Raw genomic sequence first — 18,692 nt, forward strand, 5'->3', positions numbered from 1 at the left:
GCCTCACCGGTTGCGGTTGGCGTTGGCGCCCGCCGCGTCGCGGGCATCACGGTCACGCTGGCGCACGACCTCGGCATAGCTTGCTGACAGGTTCGCCTGGCTCATGGCAGCCATATAGGACTGGCGCATCTGCGCGCGCTGGCGCAGCACCTCGTCGCGCAATTCGCGGAGCTGCTCGATGCCCTTGGTCAGGATCCGGGTCTGGCAGATGTTGGTGTTTTCCACGTCTGCCGCGCCAGCTGTGCTCGCGCCCCGCTCGGCATTCTGGAGCGCGAAGTCGATAGAGCGGGTGAGATCGTTGAGCATCTGATAGGCAAGGGTCAGGGCGACCAGTTCATCGGTGTCGGCGATCACACTGTCGGTGAGGCCCTGTCTGACGCCCCATTCGAGCAGGCGATAGACCGGCAAGGTCCGCACATTGGCGATAAACTGCTTTTCCTCAGATGTGAGCGCCGCCCGTGTCCGGATCTTGACGGCGATCGCGTCCATCCGCTCGCGCGCCAGCACCAGTGCGCCGCGCCCGGCGCCGTTCACCGAGCAGTCCGAGGCGGTCGCGGGAATGTTGAGCGCCCGGGTCGGTACGCGCCCGGTCAGGAAATCATCGGCGCTTTCGGTGTCCTGGCGCGGGCAGGCGGGGATGGCCGAGAAGAGCGGCACTTTGTCGTTAGCGTCCCAGCGCATATAGACGTCGCCCACCCGCGCCCGCATCACGCCTGCCCAGTCGGACGCGCCGACGCGCGCGGCGGCATGGGCGAGCAGTGAGCCGGTCTTGAAGATGTCAGTGACCTCGGCCGGACAGTTGGCGAGCGCATCCTTCAGATCTTCGGTCGGATTGCCCTTATTGGCCTGGATCTTCTCGCGGCTTTGCTGCCAGCTATTGGCATAGCCTTCGCGGATCGACTTGTAGCCGGTCATCTCTTCAACTATCCCCGACATATTATCGTCGCCTTTGGCGATCTGGACCATGCGATTGGCAAGGCGGCAGTCGTTCACCTGGATGGAGTTCAGATAATTGGTGGCGGCTTCCATCTTCGAGATGATGTTGCCCATCTTCTCGTCGAGCGTTTCGAGCAGATATTGAAAAGCCACGGCCGGCGCTGCCTGCAGAATCGTTTCCAGCTTCTGGACCAGATAGTCAGGGTCGAGAAACGACATGCCGCCTAAAAACATGTCGATGCCGCCGCAGCCCGCCTTCACCTTGGGCAGGGTCAGGCTCATGAGATAATCGTCGTGCACATCGACCCGGCCCGACATGCCGCCTGCGGTCACATAGCCGCGGGTCTGGTCCTCGAAGCTGCCGGGCGAAGTATAGGTGACATTATCGAACCAGCTTTCGGCCCAGCCTTGCGCATAGGCAGGGGCGGCGTGACCGCACGAGGCGACAATGATGGAGAGCGTAAGGATCAGACGATGTGGATGATGTCCCATGGCAGGCTTCCTCATGAAAATGGACAAGCGACGCCGCCCCGCCATGATCAGCGTCGCTTTTGGCTGGAGGAGGTCGGCGCCCTCACGCCGACGATCCCGGTAAATTTCGACATGGCGCGCACGCCGACTGCTGCCCTGGTGCCCGTCAGCATCCGGGCGGCAAGCCAGGCATTGCGTGCGATATTGGCGCCATGATCGGTACCGATCGCGATCGGCACCATGCGGTTAGGGTCGCTAAGCGGGCGCGCCCAAGCGACCGGGTTTCCGACCCACGGCAGGCCCAGGTGCCCGGAACGCAGCATTGCTTCCTCTTGCCCCAGCGTCCGGACCTGCCAGCCATAGCGGACGCGGAACGCGGACAACTTTGTCCACAGATCGCCGCAGGGCAGGCAGCCAGGCGACGTGCTCATCTCGATACTGTAGAGCGCGGCCTGGCCACGCAGCATGGCCTCGAAATCGGCAGGAAAGTCGCGCGTGACCGGCACGCGGGCCAGCCACCGACGCATGTCGGCATTTGTCGACACCGGGTGAATGGCCGCCCGCCTGGCCAGGTCCCGATCTGTCTGTTGTGCCATTGTCGGCGTCTGCACACAGGCCGCCATCAGCAGCCCCCAGGCGAACGGGGCTTGTCCGACGCGCGTCACGGCCTGGGCCCCGGGGCATCGATGAGGTCGCCGCCGATCACGCGCGGATCGGTTGAAGAGACCGGCCCGTTGGCGAGCGCATCGAAGAAGCCGTCTTCTTCCCCCGCGCCGGTCAGCCATTGTTCGGGCCGGATGTCGCCGCTCAGCAGCCTGACCGCCTGATAGGCCATCTGGGCGAGATTGGGATAGGTCTCGACGCCTGCGGCGATCACCATGCGCTGGGAACTGTTGCGGCGAATGATCATGGTTGTCGGCGTCACCTCGACCCCGAAGCGCTGGCTGAGTTCCGGTTTGCGATCAAGATCCATGAGGCTTACCTGCCAGCCCATCTCGTCCTGGAACCGCTGGACGATCGGCCATTGCACCTTGCAATAGCCGCAGGATTCCCTGGCGAACATGACAAGCGCAAATTCCCCGGCATGCGCGCGCAGATAGTGGCGGCGGACCTGATCCTTATGCGCGCCGAGCGCATCTCGGGCCTCGCCTACCATCGGATTGGCGGCGCGGGCATTGAGTTCGGGGTGGGTGAGCATGGCAAGCTGGGTGACGCCGGCAAAGGCGCGCGCCTTGCGCCGGGCAAAATCCTGCAGCCGCCAGAAGTCGGCGACCGCATCGATGGTCAGCACCGTCGCGGCATAATCGCGCTGCTGTTCGATCAGCTTGGCTATCCGGGGCGGGGACCATTTAGCCAATTCAACCATCGGCGGAATGACGGGTTTGGGGACGGCATCGTCGGGCGCTTCTTGCGCAACGTCGGATCCGGGCGTCTCATACCACCAATAGCCCCGCGTCCCGCGATTGCCCGTGCCTGAAGGGATGGCCTGCGCACCAGCCACATCGACGGGCAGCAGCAGGAGCGCGGCCGCCAGGGTGAGAAGGCGCGTCACAGCAGCTTCTCCATGCGGGTGAGGCGCTCGATCGCGACCGGGCCATAATAGCGGCTGTCATATCCATCGGGATGGCTTGAGCCGACGAAGATCATGCCATCGGGAATGCGCGGAGTTTGCGGCCGCCAGTGGTCGAGCGCCTTGCCGCTGCGCGCTACAGGCTTGGCGATACCCATCAGTTGGCCATTGCAATAATAGAAACCGTTGCCGCCCGTACCCAGGGTGGCGGGCTTCTCGACCATGACGATCCGGTCGCCGGGCATGCACAAGGCATATTTGGTGACAGCGACAGGCGTCGGGCCAGCGACCGGGTCGGAGAGCATGAACGAGACGAGGTCGCCGCGGCGGACGGGCCCTGGCGAGCGGTGCACGACCCAGGCATCGATAGAGGGCGTCATGACCAGCGTGATCTGCGGCATCGCCCACCAGGCGAAGAGGCCGATCGGCAGGACGATCCCATAGGCTTTGAAGAGCTGCCCCGGGCGCGCCGGTTGTCCCAGGCCGCTCGCGCCCAGCGCGACGGCGGCGCGCAGCGGCAAATCCTTAAGTTCGCGCCAGGCCCGGTTACCGGCGCGCCATGCGAGCAAGAGCATCCTGCACCTCCGCCTTGCCGCCAAGGCGGCCATATTCCTCCAGAAGCCCGGACAGGGCGGCGTCACCCAGCACGAGATGCGCTGCGCGGGGGCTGGCCTCATCGCGCTCGCAATAGGGCCGGGTCGGATCGCCAGGGACCATCGCCAGCGCGGGGACCTGGGTAACGCCATGCTGCCGGAAGATGAGCGGATCGACGATCAGTTGAACGTCGCGCATGGCGCAGGCCGGACCGTCACAGCCCGGATCGATACGCAGGATCGCGGCAGACAATTTCGCCATCGGCGCTACCTGCCGCATCCCGCCCGGCATGCCGCGAAAGGCCATCACGCCGCCAACACGTTCGAGCTGCCCTGCATAGGTGCGCAAAGTTTCGACCGGCATGGACGATGACACGAACAGGACCGGGACCCGTCTTCTCCCATCATTGGCCGACATGACCCCGGCCAGTGCCGCCTCTTCAGGTCGTTCGAGGCCGAGCGCCTGGGCGATCCGGTGACTTGCCACAGCTCGCTCGGTGGCCAGGGCTTGGCGGGCGGCCGCAACATCAGCCTCTACGCGCTTCGCCATGGCTGGGTCATGCTTGCGCCGACTTATCCCCTCAAAAGCACGCCGTTGCGACGCGGCATCAGTTTTGGCGGGCAGAACGGGCGAAGGCGGCGCGGATGCCCTGGTTTTGCCGACAGCGCGCTTTACGCGTTCGAGCGCCGCATCACCCTGGTCCTCAATCCGCGTCCGCGCATTGTCGCTCGTTGGCTGACCGGCCGGAGTCTGCGGTTCGCTCGCCTGGAGCCACGCGGGCGCAAAGGCAATGCCCGCCAGAAGCAGGGCGCGCCTAATTATTGATCGTCTGCATATGGGCATCGATCTTGTCCTTCATATCGATCTGGATGTCGGATTGGGCACGCGCCTCGATTTCCGTGTAATATTCGGAAAGGTCCATTTTGCTGAAATCGAGCGCCTGGAATTCTTCCGGCGTAAAACCGCGGCAATAGGGCTGTTTGGCGGTGCCCCAGCCAATGGCGCTAAAGGCCTTCAGTTGCGAGCGACCCTGTTCCTGGATGATACGGCCAAGCTTGGTGTTGAAGCAGCAATGGCCGCGGGCCTTCTGCACGCAGATGCCAAGGATGCTCGACGAACAATAGCTGCCGACCTCATGGCACATTCCCGAACCGCGCAGCATGCCCACTTCCATATCCTGTTGGTCGCAGCCCTGGAGCAGCAGATCGATCATGAAGTTGACCGCGAGGCTGATCGCGATCGACGTGGGATCGATGCCGACGATGATCGCATTGGCGCCGGCGCTCGCCGCCTGGCTGGCGGTCGCGCCGGCCCTGAAGGCGGTGTAGGCTGCTTTCATGCCGGTGAAGACGCCCTTGGCGACCGCGATCTTGGTCGTGATCGACGAGATCGAACCGGCCATGCCGTCCTTCACGATTTTCCCCTTGTCCTTGCAGCAATTCTGGAAGGTCGTGCTGAGACCGGCAGGGCGGCACCGCGCGGCACGACCGGAAAAAATCTCGATCGTGCCAAGGCAATTACCATCGGCATCGACGGCGCCGTCGGCCTCGACGCCCGGATCATCCACCGCCGGCTCCTCGACGATGGGATTGGCGCCAGTGTCGATACAGGCGTTGGCCGAGCAGCTTGGCGCGCCGCCGCTCGCGGGCACCGCGCAGGCATGCTGATCGCCCAGCGGGCAATGCATGGTTCCTGTCCCATCGGTCTCACAAAGGGTTTCGCCAATGGGGCACATCCATCCGCCCGCGCCGGTCAGGTGGCAGCTTGCCGTCTCGCCATCATCAGCCGCGTCGCCATTGCCGTTGCGATCGACCGCGCAGAGCTGCTGGGCAATCGCGGGCCCGGTCATCAGCGGGACACCGCCAACGAGAAGGATGACCCCTAAGAGCAAGATGCGTCCGCGCTTCATCGCACGGCACTCGTGCAGACCATGTCGGCGCCGCCCAGGCGTACCGTCTGCATCATCACCACCGCTTCGGGGAAATCATCGATGCAGCCACAGCCCTGCACCAGTTCCTCGCCCTCGCCCGCAGGGCAGACATTGCTGTCCTGGCAGGCGTGATAGAAACTATCCCAGCCTATGGGGTCGGTCTGCTTCGCGCCCGTCACGCCATCGGGTGCGACGGCTGCGTTGGCCTGCGGCTTGCGGGTCTTGCAGATCGGCTCGCAGGCATTGACGCTGCCCAACACTGGCAATGAAAAATTGCGGGTCGTCAGGCTTTCGCTGCCATCGGCATGCTTCACCCGGTCAGCGAGCAAAGTCTCGGTCGAATGATCGATGATATAGGTGCCGCGCGAGAGATCGGGCTGCGGGGCAGCGCCTAAATCGACCGTGCAGGCGTAGCGGCGCTGGCGCTCGAAGAAGGCGCGACTGATCTGCGTCGCACAGGCACCGGTGCCGATCAACCGGGTCTGGGGCAGGGGGCTAAGCCCGGTCTTGACGCCGTTGCGATAGGTGACGACGCCATCGACATCCTCATCGTCGAGACGGCAGGCATCATTGGCCGCATAGCCCGAACAGCTATCGACAAGCTGCTCGCTCGTCTTGCAACTTGCATCCACTTTCGCTTCGATCGCGGCATAGGCTTCGCCGCCATCGGCAACCGCGACCCGCAACCAGATATCATGATCGCCTTGCGTGAGTTTTCCCGTGAGATCGAGATTGGAATCGACATAGAAAGCGCTCTTCTTCTCGCATTTGCCCGGCGGTGGTCCAGATCCGGTCCAGACTTCCGGGCCTGAGGCAACCAGTTCGCCGTCGATCCTGATCTGTGCCCAGTCGTCCCCGCCAAAGCGGGTCAGAAGTAGCTGCTGAAGCCTTGCGGCGTCCTTGACCCGCAATGTCATGTGAAAATCGATAAGCGTGCAGGATCCGCCTGTGAGGCTATTGTCGGTGGGCGAGCCCATGACGAAGGTGCGGCTGTTTGGATCTGCTGCGAAGGTTGCGTAGCCGCCCGACACGCGATCGATGATCATCTCGGCGGTTACTTCTTCCTGTGCGATCTGCCGGGTGATGGCGCAACTCCGGCGCACCTGCGACGTGCCGGTTCCGGTCGACGAGGCGGAAAGCGCCTGGAAAATGCTGCTCGTTTGCGCGGCGCCATAGGCGTCGCCCGCCATGGCGCCGGGATTGGCCTTATACGCTGTGGCGCCAACCTGCGGTTGCGCTGTGCAGGATGTGGTTTGCGCGCCGGTATAGCGGATGAGCGGGCCATCGATGGACGCCTGCGCGATGCCGATACGCGGATCGGCCGTGGTGAGCGCGCCGACAACGCCGCCGCCCAGATCCTTGAGGATCGAGGCCATATTGCCCCAGACCAGATTGCTGCCGCAGCTATTATTGACGCAGTAACAGCCGGCCAGATCGGTCAGCTCGACCTGGGACAGCTTCAACGATCCGGACGGCGAAGCATCCCAGCGGAAGAAGCTGCACGCGTCCCAACTGCCCGGCGCGCAGGAGATGATCCCATTGGCGCAAATACCGGACGTGGGGACCGGGACGGTCAATGCCTCATCGAAGCGGCCGTCGAGATCGCTGTCGCGCGAGATGCTCAGCGTGCCGATATCGCCGGTTGCGTTGGGTTGGGCGAGCAGTTCGAGCAGTGTCGCGCTCTTCTGGCAGGCAAGGTTGGACGTGAAAGTCTTTGAGGAATCCACGGTGGCGATCGGCGCTCCGCCCATACCCGGCGTCACATAATGGCCAAGCAGCGCGTCGCTGTCCGCGCTCTTAGCCCGCGCGGCGGCGGCCGCAGAGCGGGCGCGGTCCTGCGCCGTTTGCGCATGAAGCGGGGCAGGCAGGGCGAGCGCTGCGACAACGACGAGGGTGCCTGGCCTCATGGCCAGTTCTCGCTCGGGGTGATCTGCCGCGACCCGCGCCGCAGCCGGAACAGAAATATAGCTGGAACAGGCTCGGCACGCTCTGCCCGGAATGCAGCCTGCCCTTCAAAAACGGTCAGCGTGGCCACGACCACATGGGGCGAGGAGGGGAACGCCGCATGATCGTCTGCATCTGTGGCCACGCCGACCGTCCGACCGGCGCCGCAGGAGGGATGCGACACCGGCCTGACCGCATGGGGAACGCCTGGCTTGGTGGAATGACGGGCAGACCATCGGCTGATGCCAGGCGCTGCCATGCGGATCGGGACAGGCGATCTGCTCATGGCGTCGAAACCCCGGCGCAGCAGATCGTCTTTTCAAACAGCATGAACTGGGCATTGTCCTTGCCCGGCGCATGCTTGGCGGACGTCCACAGCGCGCCGGGCCGCCCGACATTGACGCATTGGCCGCCCTTGACCGGTTCCATGAGCTGGAACTTGTAGCGGCTCTTGGTCCAGACCGGCTGCGGGATGAACGAGCAGCCGTCCGCTGAACTGACGGTAAGAGCGCCAAGCCGCCCCATCATGAAGACGCCGCGCGCGGCGAGCCCCGCCCAGGCCTCGACGCTATCGCCAAAATGGATGTCGCCGGCCACCGGATAAGTGGCGCCCCAGCTGCCCATGCACCAGAAAAGCGGATCGATGACCTTGCCTGCGGCGGCCGCGGCGCTGTCGGCCATGCAGGCAAGGCCAGCGGCGGGATTGCCGAACAGGATCGCCTCTGGCTGAATTATCGCGCCCAAGGTCGCGGACTGCCAGGTCGGCAGCACCTCGGTGATCAGCGCCACGTCGAAGCCGTCATCCTCTATGCAGGGCAGGTCGGTGAACATGTCGAGCATCTTCCAGACCGGCGCGATATAATAATGCATCTGGGCGAACATCTTGCGGGTATTTGTGCCGTCGGCGATGCTGGTCTGGCTGCCCTGCAGCCTGCCGCCGGTCGGCATGAGGTCAGCGCCCAGCGCCATCATGCAGCCCGGCTCCGTCACGACGTCGACCATGCGATTGGGCGACCAGAAACTGACCTTCACCCCGAACCAGAAGGTCACGCCCTTGCGGCAGGCGCATAAGGGTTTGGAGGCGGATTGCGCATCGAGCGCCTTGCCGAGCGGATCGCTCGGACCCACCTTCACCCCGCCGATGGTGATCGGGAAGATGCAGTTCCAGCGCACCTTGGTGATCGGGTTGAACACCGTGCCCGCCTCGCATTTGGAGGCATAAGCGGGCGAGGCGATAGCCAACGCCGCAAAGGCCGAACCGAGCGTCAGAGCTCTTCGGATCGCGACCATGTTCATCGCGCTGCCCTCTGTGGACTGGGGGGCATGGCGACCTCGGTCAGCATCAGCTTTTGCCCCGACTGGGCGACGATCACCGGCGCGACCGTGAGGCCAAGCCGGGCCTTTACGCGCTCTTCAAGCAGGAACAGCGCCCGGCCGTGACGCTCACCCAATGTGATCGCATCGGCATCTGCATCCCTCGCCTGGGAAAGACCACCGGCGGCCAGCAGGATGAAATCGGCGGGCCTTGCGGTACGCAGCGCCCAGGCCAGATCGTGAGGATGCACGACGATGAGCCGCTGGGGCAGCGCCACATAGGCGAGGGGATTGAAGCTATAGCCTTTGGCATAGAGGAGTTTTCCGCCTGGCAGCCGGATATCCTGATCGAGGGTATAGAAGGGCACCACCGTCCGGTTCCGATCGGCGCGGGCGATGCCGAGCGCGGCAGGTTGCATCGCCGACCAGCGTTCGCGCGGGCCAAAAGCGGTTTTCATGTCTGGAACATGCGCAACGCGGCCTTCGATCTCGCTCAGCGCATCGGGTTCGGCGATCGGCCAGGTGCGGCCGATGGTGCTGGTCGCAGCCGTGACGGGCGCGGGCGTCAGCAGTCCGGTCATCAGCGCCAATGGTGCGAGTGCCGACAGGGCCGAGCGGGCATGGCGAGGGCGGCCAAGGCCCATGAATCTAGCGACCATGGCGCCGTCTCCAATGGGGCTCCGGGCTTTCGCGCCCCTCGCCTATCGCGGCGCTGACAAGGGCCGCTGTCGCGATGATCGCTATGGTCGCGCCAAGAACGCGAACGACCGCGGGCATAGCGGGCAATTGCCAGGCGATACAGGATTGCACGAGCGCAAGCCCCTGGCTGCCGATGAGGAGGCGGATGGGCCCTGGCGCGGGCGTGCCTGAGAAGATGCCGTTCATGTCCGCCTCCACCGCTGGGTGAAATCACGAAGGCGCTGGGCGATTGCGTCCCAGGGAATGAGGATCAGACCCGTGGAGCTCGCGCCCATTCCGGCGCAGATGCCGATGAAGATGGCTTCGACAAGCGGAACCTGGAGAATCCACGCCGCCGCGAACGCGCAAAACACGGCATTGGCGATGCCGCCGGTCACCAGCAGGGTGTAGCACAGCCGCGCAAAGCCGCGTTCCGCCTGGATGACCGTGACGATCGCCTGCGCGACCGCGTCCACACCAAGCGCCGGGTCGCTCACGCTGCGCGCATAGGCGATAAGCCCATGGACATCGTCTCCGACAAGACCATGATCAAAGCCATTGGCGTGATCTGCCTTCATCGCGCCCTCCATTGTTTGAAGCGCGAGCACAGCATCCCGCATGCGCCCGACAGACCGATCAGCAGCATGCCGCTCGCACAGCAGGCGGTAGCCACCAAAATGCCCGCCCGAATGGTCTGGAGCGGCGGCTGATCGAGCGCGATCCCGGCTGCGATAACGAGACTGCCCATCATGCAGGTTTCGATGGCTACCAGCCGCACGCGCCACTGGAAGGCGGCGGCCTCGGCGCGCCTCGCGACGCGCGCTTCGATCATCGCCTCGATCGCCGGGTCGTTTTCCCAGTCGAGCGCCAACTGGTCGGGATGGGCCACAGGCTTGTGCGTCATGCCGCCCTCCCGTCCGGGCGGATATCTCCGCCCAGCACCTGCGCGGGGTCGACCCCGGCCAGTTCGCACACCGCCTCAAGCGGATTGCGACCCGCCCGCACCAGCGCCTCGAAGGCGGCGACCTCATTGGGGGCCGAGGTATTGATCCAGTAGCTGAAGGGATCGACCACCAGCCGGGCAATCCCCAGGCCCAGCGGACTGTCGATAAACACTTCGGAATAGTTGGGCTTGGCGTTCCGGACCGATTTCAGAAGATCGAGGACGAAGCCTGAATAATCGAGGATCTTGTTGTCCACCGCCTTGTCATAAGTGGAGCCCTGCAACAGGAATTTGGTCGCGGCATTTTCCAGGATCACCTGTCCGGTGCCGCCAAAAAGCATGAGGTCGTTCATGCTCTGGAGTACGATGCCAAAGCTGCCCTGATATTTGCGCGCGCGCCGATAGCCCTGGCCAAAAGCCTCGGCGAGCCGGGAGAGGTCCTGCCCGTCGCTGCGGGTCATGAACTGCGCGGCCTCGTCGCACAGCACGAAGCGGGGTTTGTCGCGCGCCGAGAGATAGAGTTCCTGGGTGACCGCGTTCACCACCACCATGACGATAACGTTGAAGAGGTCAGGGAGCGCCTTTAAGCGTTCGAGCTCCAGCACCACGAATTCGTCGCGCGAGATGTCGAGCGTCGAGGGACCGTTGAAGAAATGGCCATAAGCGCCCTGCGACCCGAAATCGCGCAGGTTGAACGCTAGTTCGCGCGCGACCGGCACGAGATGGTCGACCCGGTCGAGGTCGGAGGCGGCATTGTCGGGATAGCGGCCGAGCCAAGCGCGCACCGCGTCGATGCCGTCTTCGCCGCGCCCGCTGTCGACGGTCCACTGCACGGCGGACTTGAGCAGATTCCATTCCGAAGTCGTCACCGGCTTGCGGGTAGAGGCGTTCGCCATTTCCGCGACGATCGCGACCGCCATGGCGATCGCCGACTGCTTGTCTTCGCCATCGAGCGCCAGCCCCATGTCGAAGGGATTGAGGACGAGGCGCTCCTCGCCGATGTCGATATAACGCCCGGAGCAGAGCGTGCAGAGCTTACGGTAGCTGCCGCCGATATCGATGATACGGATGAGCGCGCCCTGCGCATAATATTGTTGGCACAAATTATTGAGCAGGAAGCTCTTGCCCGCGCCGGACTCGGCCGAGACGATGAAATTATAATTGTTGATCCGCGGGTCGAAGAGATCGAGCGTGATGAGCTGGCCCTTGCGTCCGACATAGAGGAGGGCCGGGCGGCCGCCGCCGCGAAAATCGGTCTGCACCGGCGCCATCAGGCTGGCGGCTTTCACGGGCATGCGAAAATCGCGCTCCAGCAGCTTCAATGTCTGCTTCTCGGGATAAAGGCCGAAGGGCAGGCTGGCCGCGAGCAGCACGGGCAGCAGATAGCTTTCCTCCTGCACCATGAAGGGCAGGGGTTCTGATTCCCACAAGCGCTTGGCGCGGGCGGCCAGTTCGCGCGCCTGGGCGCGGTCGCGACCGAACACCCACATGGTGGGGATGACCGAGACGAAGCGGCTGTTCGAGGCTTCATCCAGGATCCAGCCGATCTCCTCGATCTGCTTGCCGACCTCGACGGCGAAACTGCCGGCTGCCTTTTGCGCCGAGAGGATCTGCGCGCGCTTGTGGATCTCGAACTGCGAATGGTCGAACAGGACCGAGAGGCAATAGAGGAATGGTCCGCCAATCTGGTCGCTATCCTCGGCGCTCCCGCGCATCCCGCCCATGAGCCGGTTGGCCCGTTCGGCGGTGATCCGGCGCGCCGGTGCCTTGGGCGTGAGGCAGCGGGCCACCTGGTTACCCAGAAACACTTCGGGGCCCTCGAAACAGAGATCCGGGCCGGCCTCGATAATCTGTCGCGCGATCGAAGGGGCGGGCATGCCTCCCATGCTTTCGCTCAGGAACACACCCGGCGCGGCTGCGAAGACGCCGTTGAAAATCCGGCGATAGAAGCTGACAAGCGCGTCGGGCGGCAAACGCCGGATACCCATCTTCGCCAGCTGCTCCTCGACTTGACGGCGCAGGTCCGCGCCAAGCTTCACCCGCGTCTTGATCGAGAGGAACAACCGGAAGTCGCGCACCGGGATGGCATGGAGCGCATCGAGCCCCCGGGTTCCGCCGCGCAGATAGTCCGCCGTGCGCTGGGCCGAGGCCTGGACCAGCGGGTCTGGGCGGACCTTCATATCCAGATAGGCGTCGAGCGCCGGATCGATCAGCGGATCGGCAAAGGTGATGAGCTGGAGGACCGTCCCTTCGGGGAAATGAATATTGAGCAGTCCCAGCAACGCCTGTTGCACATGGGCGAACATATAGGCGGACGGGACAAGTTCCCAGGCCTGGCCCCAGCCATCGTCGATGCAGAGGAACGCTTCCTCCTCCTCGACCCAGGCGACCATCGGCAGGAAGTCCGAATAGGCGTCGCGGGTCACGGCGGCGCGCAGGCGCTGATAGCTCAGACCCTTGTGGGCGGGCCGCGCGGTCATGGCCGCTTCTCCAGATGGATGGCCAGCGGGGTGGCCTCTGCGGTTGGCGCGTCTGCGCTGCCCGGCTGGGGCTCGCGCAGCGTGCGCAGCACCGGCGGCGCGGGCGTTCGCCCGCCAGGCTCGACCAGATAGTCGCCTACCACCCAGGCCGGGCGGTCGATGATCGAATAGACATAGCGCGCCATATAAAGCCGGTCGGGACGCTGCTTGTCCGCATAGGGGAGAATCAATGTACGGATCGTGCGCGATGGGCGCAGCATCGGCGATTGCGGCCCCTCGATCAGCGCGCCGACACTGCCCTGGCCAGGTTGCGCCATAGCCGAGGGTGTCGCCGCAAGCCTGGCGGGCCCCTTGTCCATACCGCGGGCTCGCTTCTTGTCCGGTGCAAGCAGCTTGCGGTCATGGGTGACGGCGGGATCGGATTTGGAGGCGCGGCCCGCGAGCGCATCGGCATAGGCCTGATCGGGATGGATGCATTGCCCATGGTCGCTATTCTTGCACGAGAATTTCTCGCTATAGGGCGACATCACCGATCCCATGGTCGCGCAGCCGGGCAGCGCGAGAAAGGGCAAGACGAGGAGGCAGGGTCGGAGCATCTTCATCGTTGTGTCTCCCATGGGCGCGGACATCAGAATTTGGCTCCCGCGCCGGGTTTGATTTCGAGGGTGGCGCCCTCCTGGATCACCACGACCACATCCTTGGCGGCGCCCACTTCGACGATGGGACCAGCCTGGCGGGCGAGATCGAGATAGAAGTCGGTGAGCTTGTCCGACGATTTGGAGAGCCCACCGGCAATGCCGGTCCTGGCGGCGTCGCCGGCATCGAGCGTGCGCACGGTGCCCAAGGCTGAGGTCGAGGTGTTGCCGAACGTACTTTCGACTGACTGCGAGATGCCGCTGATGGTCCCGGCAATGAAGGCACGCGCCAGCGTCGCCCCGGCGCGCGTTACCACCTTGCCAGACAGGCCCTTTTTGCCGTCGGTATCGACAAAGAAGCCCTTGACCGGCTGATCGACGATCGAATGCTCGTCGAAATCCACGCAGGAGAGCGATACGAGCTGCACCTCGACTCGCTCCTTGGCGAGGCTGCCGGTGGCGTTGCCGACCACGAAGCAGCCGGCAAGGTTGGCCTTCACCTCATTGGGCAGGACGGCGGGCGCCTGCACCCGCGCGATGATCGGTTCAGGATTACTGGTCGCGTCCCGGCTCGCCAGTGCGTCGATCCCGGTTAGGAGCCGCGCCTTCATGAAACCAGGCGGTAAATAGATCGTCCGATTCTTTTTTTTCGACGATGCGGCATTGTCGCCCGCACCCTGGGCCACGACCTGACCGGTCGCTGAGCCGATCGCGCCGACCGTCTTTTCGACCGGCGGCGCGGGCGGGGCAGGCGGCGCAACCGGACCGGTGGGCGGCGCCGGCAGCCTGTCGGCATCCGCGCTGATGTCGCCGGTCTCGGGCGGATAGGGCAGGGCAGGAACGTTGTCGGGCAGGGCGGGCGGCAGATCGCCATCGAAGGTCTGGCCACCTGGAGTTCCCGGGGCATGTGATCCGGGAACGACCTTGCCTTCTTCGATCGCGCTGACCCTGTCGCCCAGCAGTTGCTGGCCATCGAGAACCTTTTTCAGGTCGCCGCGCAATTTGACCTCGAGACTGTCGCCGCGCAGCCCTGCGCCCATGTTGAGCGATGCGGCAGGGTCGGTGGGCTTCACCTCCTCCTTGCTGCCGGACGCTGCATAAAGGCCGATACCGAGCGCGCTGACGGCAACGCCGACGGCGAACTGGCGCGCGCGCAGCTTCTGTCGCGCCGACATTTTGGCCCATTGCGCCTTCCAGTCGAGCAAGGCCGGGGACGGACGGCGCACGGCCTCTTCCTTTTGTCCGGCGCTCTGCGCGGCAATATGCGCCTGATAGGGGGACAGGGTTTCGGGGGAAGGGGCCGGAGCTTCTGGGCGCTCCCCGTCCATCTCGCCGCTCATTGCCCGGCTCCCCGGCGCACCACGACAAGCCGCGCCGTTTCACCGGCATCGAGATGGACCCGGTCCAGCGTGATCGAGAAAATGCCTGTCCCAAGGACCGGATCGACCAGCAGGCGCTCGTCCAGCGTCACCGCTGCCGGGGTTCGCACATGATATTGGGATGCTGAAAGTCCGGCGCCCTCGACGGCGACACGGCGTTGCTCGCTGATCGACAGGCCTGGGACGGCCGCGATGGCAATCGCGCTACCGGATGGCGCAACCTCGCTGAACGAGGCGGGAATGCGATCGTCGAGCAGGGCCATGGTGATGGAGACGGCGCGATCTTCATCGGCCAGCGCGGCCATCAATGCGCTATTGGCCTGGGCGCGCTGCCGGGCGCCGGGGACGAGCACGATCGTCTGCGCCGGAATTTCCGCCGGTTCGGCATAAAGCGGATAGGTGGCGCCGTTGCAGTGCACGAAAAATTCGGACGGCTGCGTCACATAGCTGCGTGTTATCTGGCCGCCATCGTCGATTTCGCGGGCAAGGAACTTGATCCAGGCGTCCGATCCGCCTTTCTCGACGGCAAGCCCCTTCTCGGCCGAGAATTTGATATCCTCGATCTCGCCGCCCTCGCACACGACATGGTTGATGTCGCGGTTGGACAGACGTATCCGACTGGTCTGGTCGGGCAGCGCCTGGAGCGTCTGGCTTGAGGCTGGCACGGCCATTAGGAGTAGCCCGGACAGGGCGGCGCATGCGCCTATGCCGTAATTAGCGTGTTTCGACATCGAACTGCTCCTCGGAAAGACGCGTCAGCCAGAAACGGCCATTTTCGATGCCGTAGCCGATGCGCAAAATGCCCCGGAATTTGCGGATCACGCCGCCGATCACCCGGACCTTCTCCACCGGCACGACGATCTCATGGGCAGTCCAGCGGACCGGCTGATCGTTGCGAATGTAAGTGGCGATCGACAGCGTCGGATTGTTGGCCAGTTCATCGAGTATGGCGTTGAGGCTGTCGCGCATCGCGCCATAGGCGGACGGGTGGACAAGCCCCAGCAGCTCCTGGAACTGCCGGTCTGCCGAATAGGCCGACCATGTGCCCGACAGCGCGACGATGTTGCGCGTCATGGCGACGATATAGGCTTCGGACGGCGTGTTGCCCGAGACATGGAGGTCGCCGGTGGCGCCGAACGGGACGATCACGGTCCGGGCGTTCTGGTTGGTCGTGTAGATGACCGCGCCCAGCACGGCGGTGACGCCGAACATGCCCGCGATGGCGACCTTGAGCAGCCTGTTCTCCTCGAACAGGTTCGCCGACCCCTGCAGGTAGCGATGGATGCCGTAGCTCGCCGGTTTGCCCAGCAGCGGATCCTCCTGACCCTCTTTGCGATGCAATAACCCCATGGCGCTCACTCGAAGAAGCGGGTCTGGGTGGGACCCGGATAATAAGGAAAGGAAACAAGACCCCAGCGCCAGGAAAGATGGGGGAGATAGCCCCTGGGCTTGGTCCGCTTCCACGGAATGAAAAGGAGAAGCGCAGCGATGAGCGCCCAGCCGACAAGTCCGCCTACGATCGCGGCCACGAATATGCTCGAGGTCGCGAGTAGAAACTCATCCGATCCGAACCACAGGATCTGGACCGGCCGATGCAGATATTGCGGAAGGCGTTCGTCCATCTGCCCTTCTCCTCCTGCTTCATGATACCTCCAAAGGTATCATCCTCCAGGAACCGACCATCGGTCCCCAGCCTGTTGCCGGTGCGGCATGCGTCTGGCAGGTCAGCCAGGCCGCAGCCGCGCCGCGCGTCTCAGACGACCATCCCGAAGGTCTGGAGAATGGAGTCCGCCTTGATGAGGCAGACAGCCGCGACGATGGTCGGGATGCCGATCATGATATTCGAGAACAGGCGTGAGACGCCGAACAGGAAAGCGGCGACGCCGCCTACAAATCCCATCGGACCCTTCACACCCTGGTTCACGACGATATCGTATATGTCGTAACCAAGATCGCCCTGGGCCGGTGCCGAGAAGGCTTGGGCCGGACCGCCCACCAGGGCGATCGCGCCTAAAGGGAGACCGATATTGGCCACCGCCAGGACCTTGCTGCCAAATGTACGCATCATAGCATTGCTCCAAAAAGGAGCCGTCCAACCCAAGCCTGCCGGCATCGAAGGAAGATCGGTGTCGGCCGGGGCGTCGGTGGACGGCTCCATGAGCCCGCCGCCGCCGGCATCCTGGTTCATCCGCGCAGGCCAGTTGGGGCCAGAACGGATGCTCTCCGCCAAGAGATTGTGCGCAGCCGCGATGGCGGGCGCCCGTTCAGCGCCGCGCATCGGACGCTGCCTTTGCAAGCTTGGGCTTTGCGTGCCGATCGAGGAACGCCTCGAGTTCGGCCTGCTGGAAGCCCGAGATGAGTTTGCCATCGACGATCAGCGTCGGCGTTCCTGAGACGCCGATTTTGGCGACGAGTTCAGCATCTTGCGCGACCCTGGCACGGCCCTCCGCGCACTGACGCAGGGTGGGCGGTGTCTGGCCTGAATAGGCCGCGCGGTAGGCCGCCTCGCGATCTGCCGAGCATAGGATATGCTCCGCCTTGGCCGCTGCGGTCGGGTGGATGCCGCTCACGAAGAAAATGAGACGCCTGACCGGCTTGCCTTCGGCGGCCTTGGCGCTCCAGAAGCGATCGAGCGCCTGGCAGTAGGGACAGTCGGGGTCGGTGAATTCGATGACCGTGGGCGCATCTTCAGGTCCGATCGCCAGTGCCTTGGCAGGATCGATGGCCTTGAGGCGTCGCGCCGCGCCCTGTTCCTGCGCCAGCGCGGTAAGGTTGACCCCGTTACGGTCGTAGACCGTCGCGAACAAAAGATGCTCACTGCGCGGCGCGTAGTAGATGATCCGGCCGCCGGCGCTTGCCTGATAGATCGGACCTTCGACCGGCGCTGGACCAAATTCCTCGAAGCGCAGGTTCGTGAAGGTCTGCTGAAGCTGCGCTTGCGCAATCTTTGCAGCTTCTCCCAAAGCCACAGGGGAAGTAACCGCAGTCGCCTCTTGCGCAATGCTGGGGGTCGAGAACATAGTCGTTCCCGCAAAGCCGACGAGCAAGCCGACACCTACCGATAGCGTTCTGTCCATGGGCGCAAGTCTCCTGAGTAGTAGTCGAGCTTCTGGCCTTGAGAACCACTTGATGATCTGGTCCCGCGCCAGGCTTTGACGGCCTTGTCGTTTCAACTCGGCCTGAGTGACAGCAGGAGCAGCCGGGTCGCAAGGCAGGAGGAACTGCCGTTCCGGTTTGAGGTAATGAAGTGCCGATGATCGGAGCCACACTGCCGGAAACCGGAATTACATTTCCGGTTTCTTGCTTTGTTCCCATGGCCGTTCGGGTTCTACTTTAGCCGAATCAACCGGCATGCATGGGAATGGACAAGACAAGCATGTTTTTTGCCAAGTCAGATGGAGGGCGATAATGGCGCATCAGGCATCCAGAGCATATAAGCTCCAACTGTCCGACGCAGGAATGCAACTTTTCCTGAATGATCATTGCCGGCTATGTCATTTGGTCGGGGATCTGTTGTCCTATGGTTCGACCCTGTTCGTCGCCGTCCACTTGCTGCATCTTTGCCCGGGAGAGGAAATGGCAAACGCGTTGCTCGATCCCGAACTGCACCAGTTGGGAGGTCGTAAAATCCGTCATGTCGGAACATCCCGCATCTTATCGGATCTCGTGCAATCGATCGCAGCCGAGATCGAAACTGCGGGTGTCATCTATTCATCGCCCCAAGTCTGGAAAATTTTTCTAGCGGCCCTCCTGCATATGCGGGACGCTGAAGATGTTCTCATATTGAGAAGCTATCACCTCATGCTCGACAAGATTAA

Annotated in this window: 22 protein-coding genes; 2 read left to right on the forward strand and 20 right to left on the reverse strand. The window is 63.8% G+C overall.

Translation table 11 applies throughout. The features are described from left to right. Positions 1-3: 3 nt before the first annotated feature. The 5 genes from V2I08_RS17695 to V2I08_RS17715 are packed head-to-tail and all read right to left on the reverse strand — an operon-like array spanning position 4 to position 4,057. Positions 4-1,428, reverse strand: coding sequence for a conjugal transfer protein TraH (locus V2I08_RS17695; RefSeq protein ID WP_349636195.1), 1,425 nt, complete (start codon positions 1,426-1,428; stop codon positions 4-6). 47 nt (positions 1,429-1,475) lie between these two features. Continuing rightward, positions 1,476-2,030: a hypothetical protein gene (locus tag V2I08_RS17700; protein ID WP_349636213.1), complete on the reverse strand. Its 555-nt coding sequence runs from the start codon at positions 2,028-2,030 to the stop codon at positions 1,476-1,478. Positions 2,031-2,068: 38 nt separating this feature from the next. Then, positions 2,069-2,959 (reverse strand): conjugal transfer protein TraF, encoded by an 891-nt coding sequence (locus V2I08_RS17705; RefSeq protein ID WP_349636196.1) that lies wholly within the window; start codon positions 2,957-2,959, stop codon positions 2,069-2,071. Then, positions 2,956-3,552 (reverse strand): S26 family signal peptidase, encoded by a 597-nt coding sequence (locus V2I08_RS17710; protein ID WP_349636197.1) that lies wholly within the window; start codon positions 3,550-3,552, stop codon positions 2,956-2,958. The genes V2I08_RS17705 and V2I08_RS17710 overlap by 4 nt, the downstream gene beginning before the upstream one ends. After that, positions 3,524-4,057, reverse strand: a complete 534-nt coding sequence (locus tag V2I08_RS17715) for a type-F conjugative transfer system pilin assembly protein TrbC (protein WP_349636198.1) — start codon at positions 4,055-4,057, stop codon at positions 3,524-3,526. Before V2I08_RS17715 ends, V2I08_RS17710 begins: the two co-directional genes overlap by 29 nt. On the opposite strand from V2I08_RS17715, the gene V2I08_RS17720 reads away from it, so the two are divergent. Beyond that, on the forward strand, positions 4,046-4,396 hold the full coding sequence (locus V2I08_RS17720; protein ID WP_349636199.1) for a hypothetical protein: 351 nt from the start codon (positions 4,046-4,048) through the stop codon (positions 4,394-4,396). The genes V2I08_RS17715 and V2I08_RS17720 overlap by 12 nt on opposite strands. Here the strand turns inward: V2I08_RS17720 and traN are convergent. From traN to V2I08_RS17795, 15 genes are all read right to left on the reverse strand, one after another. After that, positions 4,386-5,480 carry a conjugal transfer protein TraN gene (gene traN, locus V2I08_RS17725; protein WP_405053669.1) on the reverse strand — a complete coding sequence of 365 codons (1,095 nt, stop codon included), beginning with the start codon at positions 5,478-5,480 and terminating at the stop codon, positions 4,386-4,388. The two genes, V2I08_RS17720 and traN, sit on opposite strands and share 11 nt — an antisense overlap. After that, entirely contained in the window at positions 5,477-7,408 is a 1,932-nt protein-coding gene (locus tag V2I08_RS17730; protein ID WP_349636201.1) for a hypothetical protein, read from the reverse strand. Before V2I08_RS17730 ends, traN begins: the two co-directional genes overlap by 4 nt. Beyond that, a complete protein-coding gene (locus tag V2I08_RS17735; RefSeq protein ID WP_349636202.1) occupies positions 7,405-7,731 on the reverse strand; it encodes a hypothetical protein in 327 nt (108 codons plus the stop codon). Before V2I08_RS17735 ends, V2I08_RS17730 begins: the two co-directional genes overlap by 4 nt. Beyond that, positions 7,728-8,735: a TraU family protein gene (locus V2I08_RS17740; protein WP_405053670.1), complete on the reverse strand. Its 1,008-nt coding sequence runs from the start codon at positions 8,733-8,735 to the stop codon at positions 7,728-7,730. The genes V2I08_RS17735 and V2I08_RS17740 overlap by 4 nt, the downstream gene beginning before the upstream one ends. Before the next feature lie 2 nt (positions 8,736-8,737). After that, positions 8,738-9,340: a conjugal transfer protein TraW gene (locus V2I08_RS17745; protein WP_349636214.1), complete on the reverse strand. Its 603-nt coding sequence runs from the start codon at positions 9,338-9,340 to the stop codon at positions 8,738-8,740. Positions 9,341-9,640: 300 nt separating this feature from the next. Further along, positions 9,641-10,015, reverse strand: coding sequence for a hypothetical protein (locus tag V2I08_RS17750; RefSeq protein WP_349636204.1), 375 nt, complete (start codon positions 10,013-10,015; stop codon positions 9,641-9,643). Continuing rightward, positions 10,012-10,341, reverse strand: coding sequence for a hypothetical protein (locus tag V2I08_RS17755; RefSeq protein ID WP_120252416.1), 330 nt, complete (start codon positions 10,339-10,341; stop codon positions 10,012-10,014). Before V2I08_RS17755 ends, V2I08_RS17750 begins: the two co-directional genes overlap by 4 nt. Beyond that, the gene (locus V2I08_RS17760) at positions 10,338-12,860 is read right to left on the reverse strand and encodes a TraC family protein (protein ID WP_349636205.1); all 2,523 of its coding nucleotides are present in this window, start codon (positions 12,858-12,860) and stop codon (positions 10,338-10,340) included. The genes V2I08_RS17755 and V2I08_RS17760 overlap by 4 nt, the downstream gene beginning before the upstream one ends. After that, positions 12,857-13,462, reverse strand: coding sequence for a TraV family lipoprotein (locus V2I08_RS17765; protein WP_349636206.1), 606 nt, complete (start codon positions 13,460-13,462; stop codon positions 12,857-12,859). The genes V2I08_RS17760 and V2I08_RS17765 overlap by 4 nt, the downstream gene beginning before the upstream one ends. 26 nt (positions 13,463-13,488) lie before the next feature. Continuing rightward, positions 13,489-14,835: a TraB/VirB10 family protein gene (locus V2I08_RS17770; RefSeq protein ID WP_405053671.1), complete on the reverse strand. Its 1,347-nt coding sequence runs from the start codon at positions 14,833-14,835 to the stop codon at positions 13,489-13,491. Continuing rightward, positions 14,832-15,605 carry a type-F conjugative transfer system secretin TraK gene (locus V2I08_RS17775; protein WP_349636207.1) on the reverse strand — a complete coding sequence of 258 codons (774 nt, stop codon included), beginning with the start codon at positions 15,603-15,605 and terminating at the stop codon, positions 14,832-14,834. The genes V2I08_RS17770 and V2I08_RS17775 overlap by 4 nt, the downstream gene beginning before the upstream one ends. Next, positions 15,589-16,224, reverse strand: a complete 636-nt coding sequence (locus V2I08_RS17780) for a TraE/TraK family type IV conjugative transfer system protein (RefSeq protein ID WP_349636208.1) — start codon at positions 16,222-16,224, stop codon at positions 15,589-15,591. The genes V2I08_RS17775 and V2I08_RS17780 overlap by 17 nt, the downstream gene beginning before the upstream one ends. 5 nt (positions 16,225-16,229) lie before the next feature. After that, on the reverse strand, positions 16,230-16,496 hold the full coding sequence (locus V2I08_RS17785) for a type IV conjugative transfer system protein TraL (protein WP_349636209.1): 267 nt from the start codon (positions 16,494-16,496) through the stop codon (positions 16,230-16,232). Positions 16,497-16,627: 131 nt separating this feature from the next. Beyond that, positions 16,628-16,942: a hypothetical protein gene (locus V2I08_RS17790; protein ID WP_171899175.1), complete on the reverse strand. Its 315-nt coding sequence runs from the start codon at positions 16,940-16,942 to the stop codon at positions 16,628-16,630. A 196-nt stretch (positions 16,943-17,138) separates the two neighbouring features. After that, positions 17,139-17,894 (reverse strand): DsbC family protein, encoded by a 756-nt coding sequence (locus tag V2I08_RS17795; RefSeq protein ID WP_405053672.1) that lies wholly within the window; start codon positions 17,892-17,894, stop codon positions 17,139-17,141. A gap of 388 nt (positions 17,895-18,282) precedes the next feature. Here V2I08_RS17795 and V2I08_RS17800 point away from each other — a divergent pair. After that, on the forward strand, positions 18,283-18,692 hold a 410-nt coding region (locus tag V2I08_RS17800; RefSeq protein WP_349636211.1), incomplete at its 3' end, for a hypothetical protein.

It is taken from the genome of Sphingobium sp. MK2 (assembly GCF_040170545.1).
GTDB lineage: Bacteria > Pseudomonadota > Alphaproteobacteria > Sphingomonadales > Sphingomonadaceae > Sphingobium.